Consider the following 18,399-nt stretch of genomic DNA (forward strand, 5'->3'; position numbering starts at 1 on the left):
GCTCCTTTTTGATAAAACCATATAGTAGTAAGTTGTCTACCCCATATTGTAGCATAGTTCTTCCCGTTTGCCGTGTACTTCTAGTACTATTTATTCAATAGAAATTCCGTAATTCTGGGGATCCCAGCCTACTTTGAAGCCTAATCTCTCCGAAATCAGTCGTAATGGGACCATGGTCACATTATTCATGATCGCTGGCGACACCTCTGCAGTGACTCGCAAGCCGTTTACAAGCAGATCCGGTTGATCAATCCACAGGTCAATTAGTTTATCACCACGAATAACGGTTACCTTACGTTCTTTATCGTCCCACTTCACCGCTCCACCTAAAGCTTCTGTGACGAAACGAATTGGAACCAACGTATTGTCCTTCACGATTGTCGGTGCTTGCTCTAAAGTCATCGCTTTACTATTCAAGGTTGCCTGCTTTTTATTTACAGTAAGTTTAATTGCATTTTTCGGCAATGCAGGTAGCTGCCCCTTATAAATAAATGAAATATCGTCAATATTAATTTTCCCTTTAGCGGCTCTTTCATCCTGTCCGTTAGCGGGATTTGCGACATAAATGCTTTTGACTAGAAGAGGGGCCTTCAGATCTGAAACATCGGCCGTCACCTTGCGCCAGCCTGTCCAGTTCATGTTTTCTGTAAAACTCACATAGTTCAGCTTGCCATCAGCATCAATGACCTCTGCACGAACCCAATTGAAGCTGCCATCGCCTAGGACTTTAGCAGTAATAAATTCAGGTTCACCCTCAATTGGCGCACCGTTCCCATTATTAAACTTCGCATAGGCCGCTTTCGTACCTAGTCCCTTCGAGAAATCATAAGAGATCTCCAAGTTCTTATTTCCGTTGTTTTGTGCAATATTTACAGTTGAAACGACTTCTGCCGGATATTTATCCCCTGTTGTCATCACAGCGAACTTATCTAAATCGTACCATACCTTCTCCTGCCCTACCGGAAGAGTAACCATTGTACTATACCCATCGTATCGTGCAATGACCTGAGCCGTTTGCGCCCCTGCAGTACTATCTACGTGCAGAACGCCGTTAGTAATCGTCCCTTTCACTCCGCTAAGCTCCCATGTGGCAGATGCCGCGGGTAGTTCTCGCGTTGCTCCACTACGTGTTGTAACGGTAATTGGAAGCTTGAAATCGCCGCCTTCTGTCAGCGAAAATGTCCCGGAGCTAAAAGCCATCGACGTAATCTGATCACGCCCGACAATCTCGACATCCATCGTTGCGGATCCATTGCCTGATCTAGCGACAATTTGCGTTTTCCCAGGCATAGTCGGTGTATAAACGTTATCTTTGAACGAGCCATTGGCCATCGTGCTGCTCCACTGAGGAATAATGCCTGTTGTTGCTATAGGGTTATAAAAATCATCATAAGCTTTAAATTGATAAGTGCTGGATTCATTCATGAATAATAAGGATTGTCCTTTTAAAATAAGACCTTTCAACTCACCCTTCGGCGCTGTAGAATACACACCCAATCCATTTACGACGGCGCGTTGATTGCCGTTCTGTGTTTTGTTCCAAAGCTTCGGATCCACGTCACCTAGCGGCCTAGAAACCATCTGTGTCGAACCGCCGCCGTCAAGTACCATTCCCCTCCAGACACCCGCATCAATCATGAATTGCTGCAGCTCTGGGAGCGTCATACCGGCACTAGCACCGTTGCGGTCAGAAGTAATAATATAAGCTTTCTTTAAGTCTTTCGAGTAACCAACAGCTGTCCGTGAAAGTGGACTATATCCGTTAAAATCATTAATATTCCGCGTAAAATAGCTCGGCTTCGCCTCATCCACTAGCAAAGTACTGCCGCCGATGAGCATTTTAAAGTTCTTCCAATCATACGTCTTAGACGCATCGTGTGGTACCATGTCATATTTCGTCGTAATTTTATCCCCAACCTTGAGGTGATTGACGATAAATTCCCTTGCTAAACCTGAGCCTCTTAGGATATATCCATCTGCAGGAGCAATCATTTTCACATTCGTATCGATCTGGATTTCCTTGACGATATCATTTTGGATGAGCGCCTCAGTTGGTACGTGTGTGCCATCCACAGCGCGCTGTGTCATCGCCCAAGCACTTGTATAGAGGAATAAGCCATCCGCAATCATTGGAACGTCATTATCATCCCAGTAGAACGTTTTGTTCACGCCGCCAAGCTCGAACTGTGTGCCATCCTTAGCCGTAACTTTACCCTGAAAATCAAAAATATCAATGATAGGCTGATTGGTCTTGGTAATGGCAAATGAGTACATACCTGAGATCTTCGCCGGCGTTGACATCACCTGACCATTCGTAATTTGTGCGCCTTCTGGTACACCTTCTGCCTGCGTATTGTAAAAGTCACCGTTCACGCCAGCTACAGCACCTGTATCCTTTACCATGCCAAGCACGCTCTGATTCTTTGTGAACTGATTATTCGTTCCTGCCATTGCGTCTATCTTCACGTTCGGGTTAGTCAGATCAACCTCGATCACATTGGCGTTCACCGATACTTCCTTATTGCTTCGTGTTGTTGTCCATACGTAATTTTTCATGATTGCGCCTGATGTAATCGTCTCTTGTGAGCTCAACGTCAACTTCGTGCCCGCCGCGTTCACCGTTATCCCCGCTACTAACTGCCACACCATAGCGCAAGCCACCGCAGCTATTCCTACTTGCTTCTGTACCTTCACGTTGCTGTTCCACTCCTCTTTGTCATCTAAGTCTAGTGTCTATCATTTATGCGATAACTATATAGACTCTTAAACTATGGAAAAAGTTACGATATTCCCCATGTTGTATTCATATGTCACCAAATAAGCGTCAAAAACTAAAAAGAGCATAACCCTCCCCGGGTCTGCTCTCTGCTTGAGATGCTTTTTTATATAAAATATATGATCAAATAATTTTCTTTAGTTTGGCCTCTTGTTCAATCGAACGCGCTGAGAGAAGCTCAATAATCCTGTGTTGTTGTTCTTGAACAACCTCCAGACGCTTCACGATCTCATTGGTTTCTAGTACGGCTTGTTTGATTTGGGTTTGTTCGAATTCTAGCCTATCTAATCGAGAATCAATGCTATTTAGTCGAACGTCTACTCCATCTAATCGAGAATCAATGCTATTTAGTCGAGCGTCTACCCCATCTAATCGAGAATCAATGCCATCAAGCCTCTCAATTACTGGTGATAATTCTGCTTTAAGTATAGCGGTAAGTGCGTCTTTCAAATCATTATCTAACATATCGCTCCCCCTTCTTCTAATAAAACAGAACATATCTAGTATTCATCATAACATAATTCCCTATGTAATAGCATTAGATGACATAGACATATACTACCATAGCTAAATTGCAGTTGCAATCACATGAAATCACTAAAGTTAATTTATTTTCCACTACAAACAAAAAGCCGCCCAAAAAGGACGGCTTCAATCTATTCTAATGCTTAAGCTCTAACGCTTGTGCTTTCAATGTTTCTGCTTTATCTGTACGCTCCCAAGGAACATCAAGATCGTTACGACCGAAGTGGCCATAAGCCGCTGTTTGACGGTAGATAGGACGACGAAGATCAAGCTCTTTAATGATACCCGCTGGGCGAAGGTCAAAGTTGGAGTGAATCAGCTCAACAAGCTTCTCTTCACTTACTTTAGCCGTACCGAACGTATCCACAGCAATGGAAACCGGACGAGCAACACCAATTGCGTAAGCCAATTGAACTTCACATTTCTCAGCAAGACCAGCTGCTACGATGTTCTTCGCAACATAACGCGCCGCGTAAGCACCGGAACGGTCAACTTTTGTTGGATCCTTACCAGAGAACGCACCGCCGCCATGACGAGCATAACCACCGTACGTATCAACGATAATTTTACGACCAGTCAAACCAGCATCCCCTTGAGGTCCACCGATAACGAAACGACCTGTTGGGTTAATGAAATAGTTTGTGTTCTCATCCAACAAGTGAGCTGGAACGATAGGCGTAATAACATGCTCTTTAATATCTTTTTGGATTTGCTCCAAAGTTGTATTCTCATCATGCTGTGTGGATACAACAATGGCATCTACACGAACAGGTTTATCGTCGATATACTCAACAGTTACTTGTGTTTTACCATCTGGACGCAGGTATGGAAGAGTGCCATTCTTACGAACTTCTGTCAAACGACGAGCCAATTGGTGAGAAATGGAGATCGGAAGAGGCATAAGCTCAGGCGTCTCATTTACAGCAAAACCGAACATCAAGCCTTGGTCACCAGCACCAATTGCTTCGATTTCTTCATCAGACATGGAACCTTCTCTTGCTTCAAGAGCTCTATCCACACCTTGTGCAATATCAGGAGATTGCTCGTTCAACGAAACGAGAACCGCACACGTTTGGGAGTCAAAACCGTACTTCGCGCGTGTGTAACCAATGTCTTTAATTGTTTGTCTTGCGATCGCTTGAATATCTACATATTCAGACTTCGAAGTGATTTCACCAATTACCAATACCAAACCAGTTGCTACAGATACCTCACATGCTACACGAGCATTCGGATCATTAGCTAGAAATGCATCCAAAACCGAGTCAGAAATTTGGTCACAAATTTTATCTGGATGACCTTCTGTTACGGATTCGGATGTAAATAAACGACGTCCACGAACTTGAGCCATATTATTCATCCTCCTACATTACATTTAGTATGTTTGAAAAGCTTCTACTCGATGCCTCTATAATAAAAAAAAATGGGCCCGGCTTTAGCGGCAGCTTTTCACGCCAAACGGAATCCCTCTTTTGCGCTCATGCGCTGATAAGATCTTTGAATTCCGCACTAGGTAAATATTATAAATCATGAATAAAGACAACATTAAAATGACCCTTCCCCAATAGGAAAAGGTTAAATTGAATATTGACCTTCAATAAACCATCCTACTTCATTTGTCGTCTAATGTCAATTTATATTTTCATTTTTTATTGGATATTCCGACTTGAATTTTAACTACAGAATGAACAAAGAGGTCAGCGGTAGCTGACCTCTTTGTTCATTTTATTATTAATAAATGATTACAGAGTAAATAACGTTTCTTCGGCTCGTTGAATCAGACGCTGCGTAATCCGACCGCCCACAGCACCTGCATCTCTAGATGTGATATGTCCCCAGTAGTCTTCTTTCATTGATGAGGCCTGGATTGATCCAAGTTCTGTCGCAAACTCCGTATCAGCATTCATCGATGACATTTGCTTACCTACTGGCAAGCCCAATTCAGCAGCAATCTCATACTTTAGTATATCCAATGCCTTTTTCGACTCTGGAACCACTTTACTTCTTGCCATAACCAAACGCCTCCTCAGAGTTTTAGTTGTCATCATGCACGCTTTAACAGCTGCCCATTCTCTGTTGGGTACAATGATTAGTATGGCTAGAATCGTACAGGTAACACGAATAGAAAGTTGTCAATTCGGGTAAAATTATGGAGTAGATATTTATGAAAAAAAGACCCCGAAGGGTCTCTTTCTCGTTCGTTATTACGAAATATTAAGGTGTTACTGATACAAGAGTTGTTGTTGTTTTGCCATTGCTGGAAACAGCTTTCAGAACGAACTCGCTCACAGTTCCATCAACTACAATCTTACCTGCATCTACTTTCGCAGTACCGCCACCTTGTACATTAGAGATAATGTACTGAACACCGAAGAAATCGTTGTAATTCTTGATGTTGTTTACATTAGTTGTACCAGTCACGTATTTGTATTCAACACCATAGTTATCAACAACTTTAGCATTAATTAATTGTTCGATATCTTTTGCTCCGTCATAATCAACATACGCATCAGCAGTCAATGTTGCAACTAAAGGTGCTTCAGTTTTTACATTTACAGTATAAGTGAAGTCTTGAGTTTCGCCATTAGCTTTGTTAATAACAGCAGTAACAGTAGTTGTACCCACTCTTTGACCAAGTACTTTACCATCAGGTGTCACAGTTGCAATGTTAGAATCCGCAACATATGCAGTTTTGACTGCTTTCAATGCGTCTGGAACTGCAACAGTATCGCCCGTTTTGTCCTTAACAGTAACAGCTACCGCTTTAGCAAATTTGCTTTGAGTTCCATCAGCGAAGATGCCAGTTTTCGCTTTATCGTTTGTTTGAATAGCGAACAAATCGGATAGCGTGTTAGCGGAGTAAGTCAAATCTTTGTTTTCGATAACTTCTACAGTTCTCTTGAATGACGGAGAAACCTCAGCGCCGTCTTTAGTGATTGTAAATTTAAGAGTTGTTTTACCTACAGTGGAGCCCGCAGTAAATTTAATCTCTTTATCATTCACTTTACCTTTAAGGTCAGTAAATGTTGCTCCATCAGTAACTGCTACATCGCCCATAGTAATTGCAGAAGTAGCTCCTTCAACATTAGCAGTAACTTTATATCCAGCTGTTGTTGTATCTAAAGTCTCACCATATTGGTCTTTAACTAATACTTTGTAAGTTGTAGTTGCCGTATTCAAAGCTTTTTTAGCTGGTTCTGTTGTTCCAGAAAGAACTACACTTTCAGGTGTACGTTGAGCTACAACTGTTATTGGTAATTGAGCTTGAGTTTGAACATTACCGTTATAGATGGACATGTACAAGTACACGACGCCTCTCTCTTTTGCACTTACAGCACCCAATTTCAATTGTCCTTTATGCTCACCATACTTAACAATACCATTAGTTACATCTGAAGTAGTTGCAACTGTAGCGCCAGATACTGTGAAGCTAATGCTAGCAGCGTTATCAACGATATCTTGTGTAGAAAGTTGTTTACCTTCAGCATCATAAGCTACGATTGGAATGTATTTAGCAACTGTATCACCTTCTGCAATTGTTCCAGTGAAAGTACCAAACTCTAATTTAGTAGGCGCGCTTGCTGCTTTCAAGGATAGTTTTGCAGTTGCTGAAGCACCACCATCATAGTAAGTTACAGTGTATTCACCCGTTTTATCAACTTTTTTACCTGCAGCTACTTTTACAACTACTTTGTTATCAGCAACAGATTTATCAAGAACGTTCATATCATTAGGTGTAACAACAGGCGTACTAGTTGTTGGAGCATCTGCTACCATTTTATAACCATATTGGTCATATCTTGTGATATCAAACGTAACTTGATCGCCATCAGTAGATAGTGCAGTTTTACCATTTGCATAAGCTGCATCTTTAAGCTCTACTTTAGAAACTAGCTGTTGTGTTCCAATTTTAAATGTTTTGGATACAGATACAGCAGATTGATTTAAGCTAACCGTAACTGGAAGGACACCAATTTCAGTTGGATAAAGTGCGCTGTCGTGAGTATCTACTTTCAAGTCAAGGTAACCTGTGTCAGCGTTACGTGTTAGTGTGCCAGTAGAAGCAGGGAATACGGAGTAGTTACTACCATTCAAAGATGCATTTTCACCATATTGGTTCTCAGCTTTAATGGAAAGAACTAGGTCAGCTACTTGTGGAATTTTATCACTTGCATTTACGAAGCTAAGTTTTGTAACTTTTTCGTTCTCAGCTGTGAAAGTTGCTGTTGTTTTCTCAACTGCAGCTGCATCAAGACCGGAAAGCGTAGCTGTGTAGCTGCCTTCTGTAACTTTAACGTTAGTTAATGTCAAAACTACGGATTTTTTGTCGTCAGCAAATTTTGCTGTTGTTGCAACCGCAACGTTACCTTTTGTCAAAGCAATTTTCGCTTTCGTATCGTCAACTGCTTTGCTGAAGTTAACTGTTACTTGTTGTACGCCAGTTGCTTTTGCTTCAGTTACTGATACTTTGCCGACGTTTGCCATAGCTGCATCAGCTGCATAAGCACCCACTACTAGATCAGCACGAGTAGCAAATTTGGAACCGTCAGTACCTTCTGCAAATAATTTTTGCTCAACCGCTTTTTTAACCGCGTCAGCATACCAAGGAGTACCTGTTGTATCTGGTTTAATTCCAAGACCTTTAAGAAGTGCAGTTGCGAACTCACCAAATGTTACGTTAGCGCTTGGGTCAAAAGTTTTATCCGTTTTACCATCAACTAGACCTGCTTTTTTAGCAGCTTCGATGAAAGGAATTGCCCAACCGTTAGCTTTATCGTCAGCTTTTACATCTTCAAAGCTGGAAGTTTTTACTGTATCGTCAACTTTAATTCCAGCAACTAGAACAAGAATTTTCGCGAATTGTGCGCGAGTCATGTTTTCTTTGATACCGAATGAATCTTCAGCTGTTCCTTCAAAATATTTCTTAGCAAGCATAGCGTCGATTTTAGCAAGCAAACCTGCATCCAATCCAGCAAGATCTTTAAAGTCTTTTGAAGTCTTAACTGTTGTTGCAGTTGTGCTAGCTGTAGGAGTCGTAGTAGTGCCAGTTGTTTCAGCAGCCATTGCCACCGATGCAAACATTGAGAATGCTAGAGTTGCGGACGCTAATACTTTTAAACTTTTTTTCATATGTGTAATTCCTCCCAGGTGTCTGTAGTTGATTTCATTTCCTTGCAGCACTTCGTGTACTGATTCGTGTATCATCTCGGCTACAAATTGAGTATACTATGAATCTATAAATCATTCATTACAATGTATTTTCCAATTGCATAAATCAAAGCATTACAGTTTGCTCTCACGTTTCAACATAGAAACAGCTCCAACTCCTTAAAAGGAATTAGAGCTGTTAATGTCCATACTGATCGAAACCGAGACGAAACGCATAGGCAGTTGTCAGTTTGGTTAAAATAATATAGTAAACACTTACTGCGTAACCTTACTACCGTCTGCATTCAAAATCAAAAATGCACCGCGTACCATGACATAAATAGACGTGTCATTCTTCGGCGAAGGCTTAATACCACGGCCTTCTGTCGGGAAAATCAAAAGATGATTCAGCGCGACTTCCGTCCCCGCTGCCAAGTCTTTGCCTCCCGTAACATCCGGGATGCCGTTCTCATCGTTGCTCACGGCCAGCACCTTGCCTGTTCGCACGATAAACTCTGCGCCTGCGCCGGCATATAAAGTTTGTCCATTCTGCAATTGGACAACTTTCATGTTCGCCGCAGTCGTAGGGGTAGTGCCCGTGCCTCCGTTGCTCCCGCTAGCAGCGATCGCGGAGGCCACGATCTCCTTCACCTTGACTTCGCTTAAGGTGTTCTGCTCGAAGTAGCTTTGCGTGATCAGCGGGTCGGTTGTACCAGGTGATGGGGCTTCGGCTTGAGATGTAGTAATTATTGATAAAACTACTAATATACACGCACATGCAATAATAACACTTTTGGTGGCTCGCATAATTTAACTCCTTTATTTAATAAAAGAAAAAGACCCCGAAGGGTCTCTTTCATCCATCATTAGAATATTACAAAATTAGTTAGTTACAAGAGTTGTTGTAGTTTTACCATTGCTGGAGATTGCTTTTACAACAAACTCATTAACAGTTCCTGTAATATCAAATTTGTTAGTTGTAGCGTTGTAAACTACAGTACCGCCACCTTTAACGTTGGAGATAATGTATTGAACTCCGAAGAATACATTGTAACCTTTGATATAGTTTACATCATCAGCCATTGGAGTAGCGCCAGTTGTTGTACCTTTATCATCATATTTGTACTCAATAGCGTAGTTATCTACAACTTTAACACCAAGTAGATACTCAACTTCTTTTGCAGCGTTGTAAGCCACGTTTGCACTAGCTGTCAAAGTAGCAACAACTGGTACATCTGCTTTAACATTTGCTGTATAAGTGAAATCTTGAGTTTCTCCGTTAGCTTTATAAACTACTGCTGTTACAGTTGTAGTTCCAGCTTTTTGACCTAGTACTTTACCAGCTGTGGAAACTGTCGCAACACTTGCATCAGATGTGTAAGCAGTTTTAACTGCTTTAAGAGCATCTGGAACAGCTACTGTATCGCCAGCTTTATCAGTGATAGTAAGAGCTACGCCTCTAGCAAATTTGCTGTTAGCATTTTCGTTGAATGGAGCTGTTAGTTTAGAAGTGTCATTTACAGTAATTGCATAAAGATCTGCCAAAGTGTTAGCTTTGTAAGTCAAATCAGTACTTGTAATAACTTCTAAAGTTCTCTTGAAAGCAGGGGATACTTCAGCAGTATCTTTTTTGATGGAGATCTCAACATATGTTTTACCTGCTGTCGCTCCAGCGGTAACAAACTTGATTTCTTTATCGTTTAATCCGTTTACTAGATCAGTAAGAGGAATAGTTCCTGCAGCTACAGCAGCGCCATTAAGAGTTACGTTAGCAGTAGTCCCATCCACTTTGAAGTTTACTGTGTAGTTAGCAGCAATTGCAGCAGCGTTTACAGTATCCAAAGTTTCACCATATTGGTCCTTAACTAGAACTTTGAAAGTTGTTGAAGCAGTACCAACAGTGCTACCCAAAGCTTTTTTCGTTGGCTCACTACCAGAAAGCACTACACTTTCAGGAGTACGTGAAGCAACTACTGTCAAAGGAAGTTGAGCTTGTGTTTGAACGTTTGCATTGTAGATAGACATGTATAGGTATACAACGCCTCTCTCTTTTGCAATGATGGATCCTAGTTTAAGTTTACCTTTGTTCTCTCCGTATTTCACGATACCGTTATCAGTAACAGTTGCATCAGTTGCTGAATCAGCAACAGTTGCTCCTGATACAGTAAAGTTGATGCTGCTTGCATTGTCAACGATGTCTTGAGCGCTTAATTGTTTGCCTTCAGCATCATATGCTACAACTGGGATATACTTAGCAGCTGTATCGTTCTCAGCAATTACACCTGTGTAAGTACCGAATTCTAATTTAGTAGGTACAGTACCTGCTTTAAGAGAAAGTTTCGCTGTAGCAGATGCTCCACCTTCATAGTAAGTAACAGTGTAGTCACCTGTTTTGTCAACTTTTTTACCAGTTGCAACAGCTACTTCTAATTTGTTTCCAGCAACAACTGTTTTTGTAAGGATATTTAGGTCGCTTGGTGTAATAACTGGAACGATTGAAGTTGCTGCTTCTGCAACCATTTTAAAGCCATATTGGTCATATCTTACAAGATCATAAGTTGCTTTATCAGCTTCAGCTGAAAGAGCTGTTTTACCAGTTGGGTAAGCTGCATCTTTAATTTCAACTTTAGAAACTTGTTGGGAAATACCGATTTTGAATGTTTTGGAAACGGAAACAGATGATTGATTCAAGCTTACAGTGATTGGTAGAACACCAATTTCAGTTGGGAACGTTGTAGTGTTAGACGTGTTAACTGTAAGATCAAGCAAACCTGTATCTGCATTACGAATAATTGATGGAGCTGCAGCAGTCGGAACTCCATAAACTGAGTAGTTTCCAGCATTTAGGGAAGCATTCTCACCGTATTGGTTTTCTGCTTTGATGGAAAGTACAAGGCCAGCTACTTGTGGTACTTTGTCATTTGAATTTACGAAGCTAAGTTTTGCAACTTTTTCGTTTTCTGCTGTGAATGTTGCTGTTGTTTTTTCAACTGCAGCTGCATCAAGACCGGAAAGCGTAGCTGTGTAGCTGCCTTCTGTAACTTTAACGCTAGTCAAAGTCAATACTACTGATTTCTTATCATCTGCAAATTTTGCAGTTGTAGCTACTGCTAAGTTGCCTTTTTTCAATTCGATTTTCGCTTTAGTATCGTCAACTGCTTTGCTGAAGTTAACTGTTACTTGTTGTACACCAGTTGCTTTAGCTTCAGTTACGGAAACTTTACCAACGTTAGCGATAGCAGCGTCAGCTGTGAAAGCACCAACAACTAGGTCAGCACGAGTAGCTGATTTGGAACCATCAGTACCTTCTGGAAGCAATTTTTGTGCAACTGCTTGTTTGATTGCGTCAGCGTACCAAGGAGTACCTGTTGTGTCTGGTTTAACTCCAAGACCTTTAAGAAGTGCAGTAGCGAACTCACCAAGAGTTACGTTAGCAGCTGGATCAAAAGTTTTGTCAGTTTTACCGTCAACTAGACCTGCTTTTTTAGCAGCTTCGATGAAAGGAATTGCCCAACCGTTAGCTTTATCGTCAGCTTTTACATCTTCAAAGCTGGAAGTTTTAACTGTATCGTCAACTTTGATTCCAGCAACTAGAACAAGAACTTTCGCGAATTGTGCGCGAGTCATGTTTTCTTTGATACCGAATGAATCATCAGCTGTACCTTCGAAATACTTCTTAGCAAGCATAGCGTCGATTTTAGCAAGCAAGCCTGCATCTAAACCAGCAAGATCTTTAAAATCTTTGGAAGTTTTAACTGCTGTTGCAGTTGTAGTAGCTGTAGGAGTAGTAGTAGTGCCAGTTGTTTCAGCAGCCATTGCCACCGATGCGAACATTGAGAATGCTAGAGTTGCTGTTGCGATTACTTTTAAACTTTTTTTCATAACCTTTTTTTCTCCTCCTTGAATATCGTGAGTTTTATTTTTTAAGTTATTTCGTTCTTTATTCCAGCTCGATTCACTCATCTTATTGTTCACCCCCCCTCCAGAGTTAGAGCATAATATAACTAAGGTTCGCTTGTAGCTATCCAAGCTACATTTGAAACTAGTAAACTGTAATGAAATAAAATAGGAACCTAGACCAATTTACATTATACATTGATCATTCTAGATCGTAAAGAACTTTTTTGCGTGAATCATCCAATCTATAACGTTTGTTAATTCATTGGGTGTTTCAAAGTATTAAACGCATAATGTTTCAAAAAGTTGCGATGTTCTTTAAAATATTTTCAACTCGTTCATTTTTAGTGTTTTTACTTCTTCATTTCGTGTGTAGCTTACAGTCTATCTCCTCTGCTACAAACTTAGTATACGATACTATATACATCTTTTCATTGTTAAGTATTTTCCATAAGGAGAAGTATCTACTTCAATTCACTTTTACAAAGTATACTTCATAGCTTACGACGTATTTGTAAAGGAAGTATGTCCTGAATCTTATGAAATGCTTAAGATTGACTTAAGATTACATAAATGAGCACTAATACATACTGACTATTCTAATAAAACTAAAAGGCCTACCCTCTAGTAGAATTATATTTCTACTTGGGTAGACCTCTTAGTTCTAGCCTTAGTTAAGGTTCGTCGGGAACATTTTAGAATACTTCTGCAGCAATCGTACAGCGATCTGACCAGCCTCTGCGCGCGTTAAATTGGCAGTTGCATCAAAACGTACGGTTTGCTTCTTCTCACCAGCTACCAACTCATTAGGCTTGCCTACCATTATGCCTGCTTTACTCACAGCGTCAATCGCAGGAATCGCATAGTAGGAAAACTGGGATGAGTCTGTATACAGCTTAGACAAGCTTGCCGCGAGCTTAGCATCATTAATAGCCAACTTAAGCTCTAGTGCTCGAGCGATCATCGTAGCCGCTTGCTCACGAGTTACCTTGAGATCAGCTCCGAAGAAACGATTATCAAGACCTGCAATAATACCTACCCGTGCCGCGGTCTCAATATGAGCGTAATCCCATGTCAAAGAACGTGCGCCAGGGCCAATTTCAAAGAATGTTTGATTGTTATCATAGTTCAATGGAATGTTCAAGGACTTCACAAGCATAGTTGCAAACTCGCCACGCGTTGTTAAATCGTCTGTACCAAACGTATCGAAACGTAGGTTAGGCATTATACCTTTAGAGAAAAGTGCTTCAAGTACATTTCGAGCCCATGGATGATTCGTTACATCCGGGAATCCATACTTTAATTTCGTAACCATATAGTATCCGAAGTCATCGAACGGAACTGTGATTGTGTTGTTTTTAGCATCAACTTCCCCGCCTAGGTTTACCCATTCTCCCTTATCATTAAAGAAGAATACCGTTACAGTTGTACCTACAGCCTCAACTACGCTTTGATCATACTTCAGCGTGAGCTCGCCTCTGTTCGTAGGAACAACTTTGCGCGTGGATGGGAACAATGTAAATGTCCCTTCAACCGAGTAAGGCGTAAGACCGTCTGTAGCAGGCTTGTAATTAGCAGCACCTACAACGCCTTCTTCACCCACACCGCCTGAAATCCAGTAGACAGGAGAAACACGACTGAAGTTTCTTCTATTGATTTCGGAGATATAGCGTTGAACCAAAATGTCAGGAATTCGAATAACAGACTGACCTAACGGCGCTCTGGCATCTGTCCGTGCATCGATATCGCGATTGATGATATTTCCGTAATCGTTCCTTCTCTCGACAACACCATCTGTTGGATCAGCAATACCGAAGAGCAAATTGGTTTTATCATAGAATTGTGTAACACCATTAGCAGGACTATCGGCTTTCAGAATCGTTCCTTTCGGAAACGAAAGCTCAAGCCCTTTATTGAAGACACTATGTTTGGTTTTAATAGCTTCCATAAACTCCGTGTCTTCTTGAATTGCACTCGCGTAGAACACATTTACAGTTTGATTCAGTGCTCCCCCTGGACGTGTAATCACGAGCTTTATAGCTGTTTCTTTATCCGGTTTAAGACCAATGAAGTTATAGATGAAACGATCGCTCAAATCTGGTCTTTTCGTTGCTTTAACACCATTAATCGTTACTTCTGTTGCCCCTTCAGCTTCTACATCAAATTGTACAAAGTTCTTGTTCACAACAATGCGGCTGCCAACAGTTGCTACTGGAGATAGAATGCGGAACGGTTCTAATACGCGTTCTACTTCTACTCTTTGGTTAACCTTAGCGCCTGTCTTATTCGTTAATTCTAATGTGTATACGTGGCTGCCTGGTGCGTCGAAAATCAAGTTATTTAAACGTACGACGAGATTATCTTTACTCCCACTCAAATCGTAAGCAGGTGTAGTGCCAACGGCTGCCTTGGAAATAATAGAAGGAGTAGCTGGGTCTGGAATACTTGCTGGATCCAAAGTTAAAATCGGATCGCTTCCTCTTTTCACTACGATGCTATTAATGCCTCCGACTTTAAAGGACAAATCATAGCTTTTCCGACTTGTCACAAATTTGCCTTTCTCCGTAACAAATAACATATCCGGACTTGTAAAGAAAATTTGTGAAAGTAGCGTGTCAGACATAGGCATCGCTTGGAAAGCAACACGGCCTCCAATTGGTAATGCAGAAGGTTGGAACCTTTCAATGACTGGCACATTTTTGTCTACGACGTAAATCCGAATTTCTTTGGAGATTTCACTGACACTCGTACCATTCGTATAAGTCCCAGTAAAGACTAATCTATTTTCCCCTACAGAGAGTGAGGGAAGCGGTGGTGATAGTCTTGTATCGCCAATCTGCAGCTGAAGATTATTAAAACGATTGGATCCATCAAGAGCAAACGGAGTCACCAGTTGTCCATTTAAAAAGAGCTCGTGATCAGTTAAATAGTCAAAACCTACGTAGGCACCCTTGATTAAAAGGTTTTCACCATTAGTTGGAAGCGTGCGTGAGTCAATTTCAATCGTTTGGCCATCAATTAAATTCTCAATGGAAATAAAGTTTTTGGAAACATACGTCAGTGACGCTTTGTAATCAGAAATAGCGCCTGCATATTGGAGTGATATGGACTGACTACCGGTCGGGAATCCAGTAACCTTATATACTTTCTTGTTTGGACTAGCCACTGGTGCAAGTGGATCAGTAATATCGGTGTAATAATTACCCACATACTCAATGGAAAGCGGCGCGATGCCAATTGGAAGAAGTTTTCCAGAAAGCTGAGAGCTGCCCTGGTCTGGTGTATTCGAAACCCCACCAACTACTTCAATATCTCTATTGGTTTCTACCAAGATGTAGAAATCAGGCTTCTGAATCTCAGCTTGATCAAGCGGAACTTTGGTATATGTTTGATCAATATTGTATAGATCTCCTCCAACAGGAGCCAAACCTACTCTGCTGTCGGTGAGAAGATAGACATTATTAATAACTACATCATTCGGAAAATATTTAAATGAATTATTAGCAACTCCTCGGAAGGTATCATAATAAACATCCAAAGATACAGACTGCAATTGGGCATAACCAACCCCACTTGTACTTGGTTGGAAATTAAATAAATTCGTTGTAAAATCTACTATTTTGTACGCAGGTGTAACCCCATCACTTCCAGGAACTACAAGCGTACTATTAACCTTATCGACACCAATGTTAGTCGCATTAATTTTAACAGAAGCGTTGGTTTTAAAATCTTGTGCACTGTAAGGCACTAGCATTTCAACATTAAGGCTTGCTTGCTCAGCGGTAGGAGAATGATCAGCGGTTAATATCGGAACGGTATTCAAAATTGAACTGTTCCAATCATCTTCATGAACAACTTCAATTTTGTTATAAGGCTTCGTAGCATTAAAGTAATAAATTGTTCTACTAACTTTCAACTCATTACTAGGATTCGAAATAATGATATTCAATGTATTCGTACCTGGATTCAATTTAATCGCCGGCGCAAAAAAGGTACCATCATCCAGAATCGAAGCTTGGTAACCATTTACGGATACATTTGTTGCATTCAGGGCTTTACCTTCTAGAATAATCTGTTCCGTATCCACAACCATGCTGGTACCCTGATTCAGGTTAGCTGAAGGGTTAGAGCCAGAAGTGACTTTCAGATACCCAAGGTATGGCACTTCATCATATAGCACATAGAAGGTATCTGTCTTATTGATTCCACCTTGTATACCTGTGAATGTAATTCGGTTATAACCCGAGTACAGCGGCAGTGCCGTTGCCGAGAATCGGTTAGAGGTGCTTGCGGTAACACCCTTAGTTGTCGTGCGATTGGTATCTGTGTTCCACTTACCTTGCGCGTATAGCAATTGCTCTACTTTAACGGTCATTGTGTCTTTGGCAACAAACTGATAGGAACCATTAATCGTGAGTTCTTTGTTGGTTGTAACAAATACATTCTCCCGCTTTAATGCTGTGATTTTTGTTAAATCCGTTTCTTTTTCATCTACATTTGAAGTTCGGGAAATATTCGTATCATCCGGAACAAAAAACGTCGCAGCGGCTTGAACTGGACCGGCAAATGGAATAAGTGTCAATAATAAGGCCGCAATCATCGTCCAAGCAAAAAAGCGCATCTTAAACATGTTTCTACCTCTCCTTTTTCTAAAGCTGACTTAGCTTGTACATAGATATGTATATGTTATCGGCAAATGCATCCATTTTGTTTAGTCATCCTTCTTGAAAACTTCTACAATTCAACCAATATTGACATTTTTCAGCAAAAAAGACCCCCATCACTTAGATGGGGGTCTCTCTATTCTAAAAATGGTTTATTTACCTACGCGATCACTCTGCACTTGCTTACCAATTAGCCTTTGCAGGAAGTTGATTACTGGCTTACGGCTTTTGCTAATAATACCAATCGCCTCTGCTCCTACAAGCATAACGAGGAACAATGCTACTATTATCATGATCAGTCCCCATGTGGAGTCTTGGGAAATAAACACCGAGCAGACTACCGCGCTGCCACCGAAGATCGCAGCAATTCCATAAATGATCAGGACGCTTGTACGATGGCTGAAGCCCATTTGCAATAGACAGTGATGCAAGTGGCTTTTGTCCGGTGCCGAGATCGGCAGTTTATTCACATAACGGCGAAGCATTGCGAAGAAAGTATCAGATAATGGCACACCTAGAATCATAATCGGAATTAAAAGTGAAACGACGGCCGCTTGCTTAAAGCCGAGAATCGATAGCGTTGCAAGGGCGAAGCCCAGGAACAAGGCGCCGGAGTCGCCCATGAAGATTTTGGCCGGATGGAAGTTAAAGAACATGAAGCCTGAGATACTTCCTAGCAAAATCAAACAAAGCAAAATAACAGTGACATTACCCATCATTAGGGCAAGTACGAGAATAGTAGTTGTTGCGATACCCGATACACCCGCTGACAAGCCATCAAGGCCATCAATCAAGTTAATCGCATTCGATACGCCAACAATCCATAAGATCGTAATCGGGATACTCAACCAGCCAATCGGCAAATTGGTTTCTCCGAAAGGTATATTAACCAAATCTATTTTGAGTCCAAAGGAAACAACGATACAGGCAGCGATGAGCTGGCCTAACAGTTTCCATTTGGGTGATAGTTGAAAGCGATCATCTAGGGCTCCTGTGAGAACAATCACAAAGCCTCCGAGCAAAAGTCCATAAGCAGCATCTGAGTTCACGGTATCAAGTGCTGGAGAGACGACGAAATAAGCTCCGACGAACGCAAGGAAAATCGCTAATCCTCCTAGACGCGGCATAATTCGCGTATGAACCTTCCGATGGTTCGGGGCATCAACAGCTCCTACCAAGAAGGCAAATTTTTTGACCAGGGGTGTCAGCAACAGCGCCATAACGCACGCAGCAATAAACCCTATCGCATATAATCCATACATGTCTTCTTCACAGCTCCTCTTGTCATGGGTGGCAGGCTGGTAACCGCCGAAATGAATTATACTCCCATTCCGTCGCAAATACTACTGCTAAATTCATCTGAATTGACCGTTTTCAGCCAATTTTCAT

Annotated in this window: 9 protein-coding genes; all 9 read right to left on the bottom strand. The window is 41.3% G+C overall.

The window, feature by feature from the left end; translation table 11 throughout:
* Positions 1 to 90: 90 nt before the first annotated feature.
* The gene (locus AC58QO_RS26705) at positions 91 to 2,694 is read right to left on the bottom strand and encodes a stalk domain-containing protein (RefSeq protein WP_497270914.1); all 2,604 of its coding nucleotides are present in this window, start codon (positions 2,692 to 2,694) and stop codon (positions 91 to 93) included.
* 205 nt (positions 2,695 to 2,899) lie between these two features.
* Positions 2,900 to 3,241, bottom strand: a complete 342-nt coding sequence (locus AC58QO_RS26710; RefSeq protein ID WP_497270916.1) for a hypothetical protein — start codon at positions 3,239 to 3,241, stop codon at positions 2,900 to 2,902.
* 196 nt (positions 3,242 to 3,437) lie between these two features.
* On the bottom strand, positions 3,438 to 4,652 hold the full coding sequence (gene metK, locus AC58QO_RS26715) for a methionine adenosyltransferase (protein ID WP_497270918.1): 1,215 nt from the start codon (positions 4,650 to 4,652) through the stop codon (positions 3,438 to 3,440).
* A 391-nt stretch (positions 4,653 to 5,043) separates the two neighbouring features.
* Positions 5,044 to 5,313 (bottom strand): alpha/beta-type small acid-soluble spore protein, encoded by a 270-nt coding sequence (locus AC58QO_RS26720; protein ID WP_497270920.1) that lies wholly within the window; start codon positions 5,311 to 5,313, stop codon positions 5,044 to 5,046.
* 202 nt (positions 5,314 to 5,515) lie between these two features.
* On the bottom strand, positions 5,516 to 8,431 hold the full coding sequence (locus tag AC58QO_RS26725) for an S-layer homology domain-containing protein (RefSeq protein WP_497270921.1): 2,916 nt from the start codon (positions 8,429 to 8,431) through the stop codon (positions 5,516 to 5,518).
* Positions 8,432 to 8,725: 294 nt separating this feature from the next.
* Positions 8,726 to 9,256 carry a hypothetical protein gene (locus AC58QO_RS26730; RefSeq protein ID WP_497270922.1) on the bottom strand — a complete coding sequence of 177 codons (531 nt, stop codon included), beginning with the start codon at positions 9,254 to 9,256 and terminating at the stop codon, positions 8,726 to 8,728.
* A 75-nt stretch (positions 9,257 to 9,331) separates the two neighbouring features.
* Complete coding sequence (locus AC58QO_RS26735) at positions 9,332 to 12,412, bottom strand: S-layer homology domain-containing protein (RefSeq protein ID WP_497270924.1); 3,081 nt, start codon at positions 12,410 to 12,412, stop codon at positions 9,332 to 9,334.
* Between the two features lie 604 nt (positions 12,413 to 13,016).
* Positions 13,017 to 16,976: an S-layer homology domain-containing protein gene (locus tag AC58QO_RS26740; RefSeq protein ID WP_497270925.1), complete on the bottom strand. Its 3,960-nt coding sequence runs from the start codon at positions 16,974 to 16,976 to the stop codon at positions 13,017 to 13,019.
* A gap of 186 nt (positions 16,977 to 17,162) precedes the next feature.
* The gene (locus AC58QO_RS26745; protein WP_497270927.1) at positions 17,163 to 18,272 is read right to left on the bottom strand and encodes a glycosyltransferase family 4 protein; all 1,110 of its coding nucleotides are present in this window, start codon (positions 18,270 to 18,272) and stop codon (positions 17,163 to 17,165) included.
* Positions 18,273 to 18,399 lie beyond the last annotated feature (127 nt).

The organism is Paenibacillus sp. J31R30 (genome assembly GCF_059692115.1).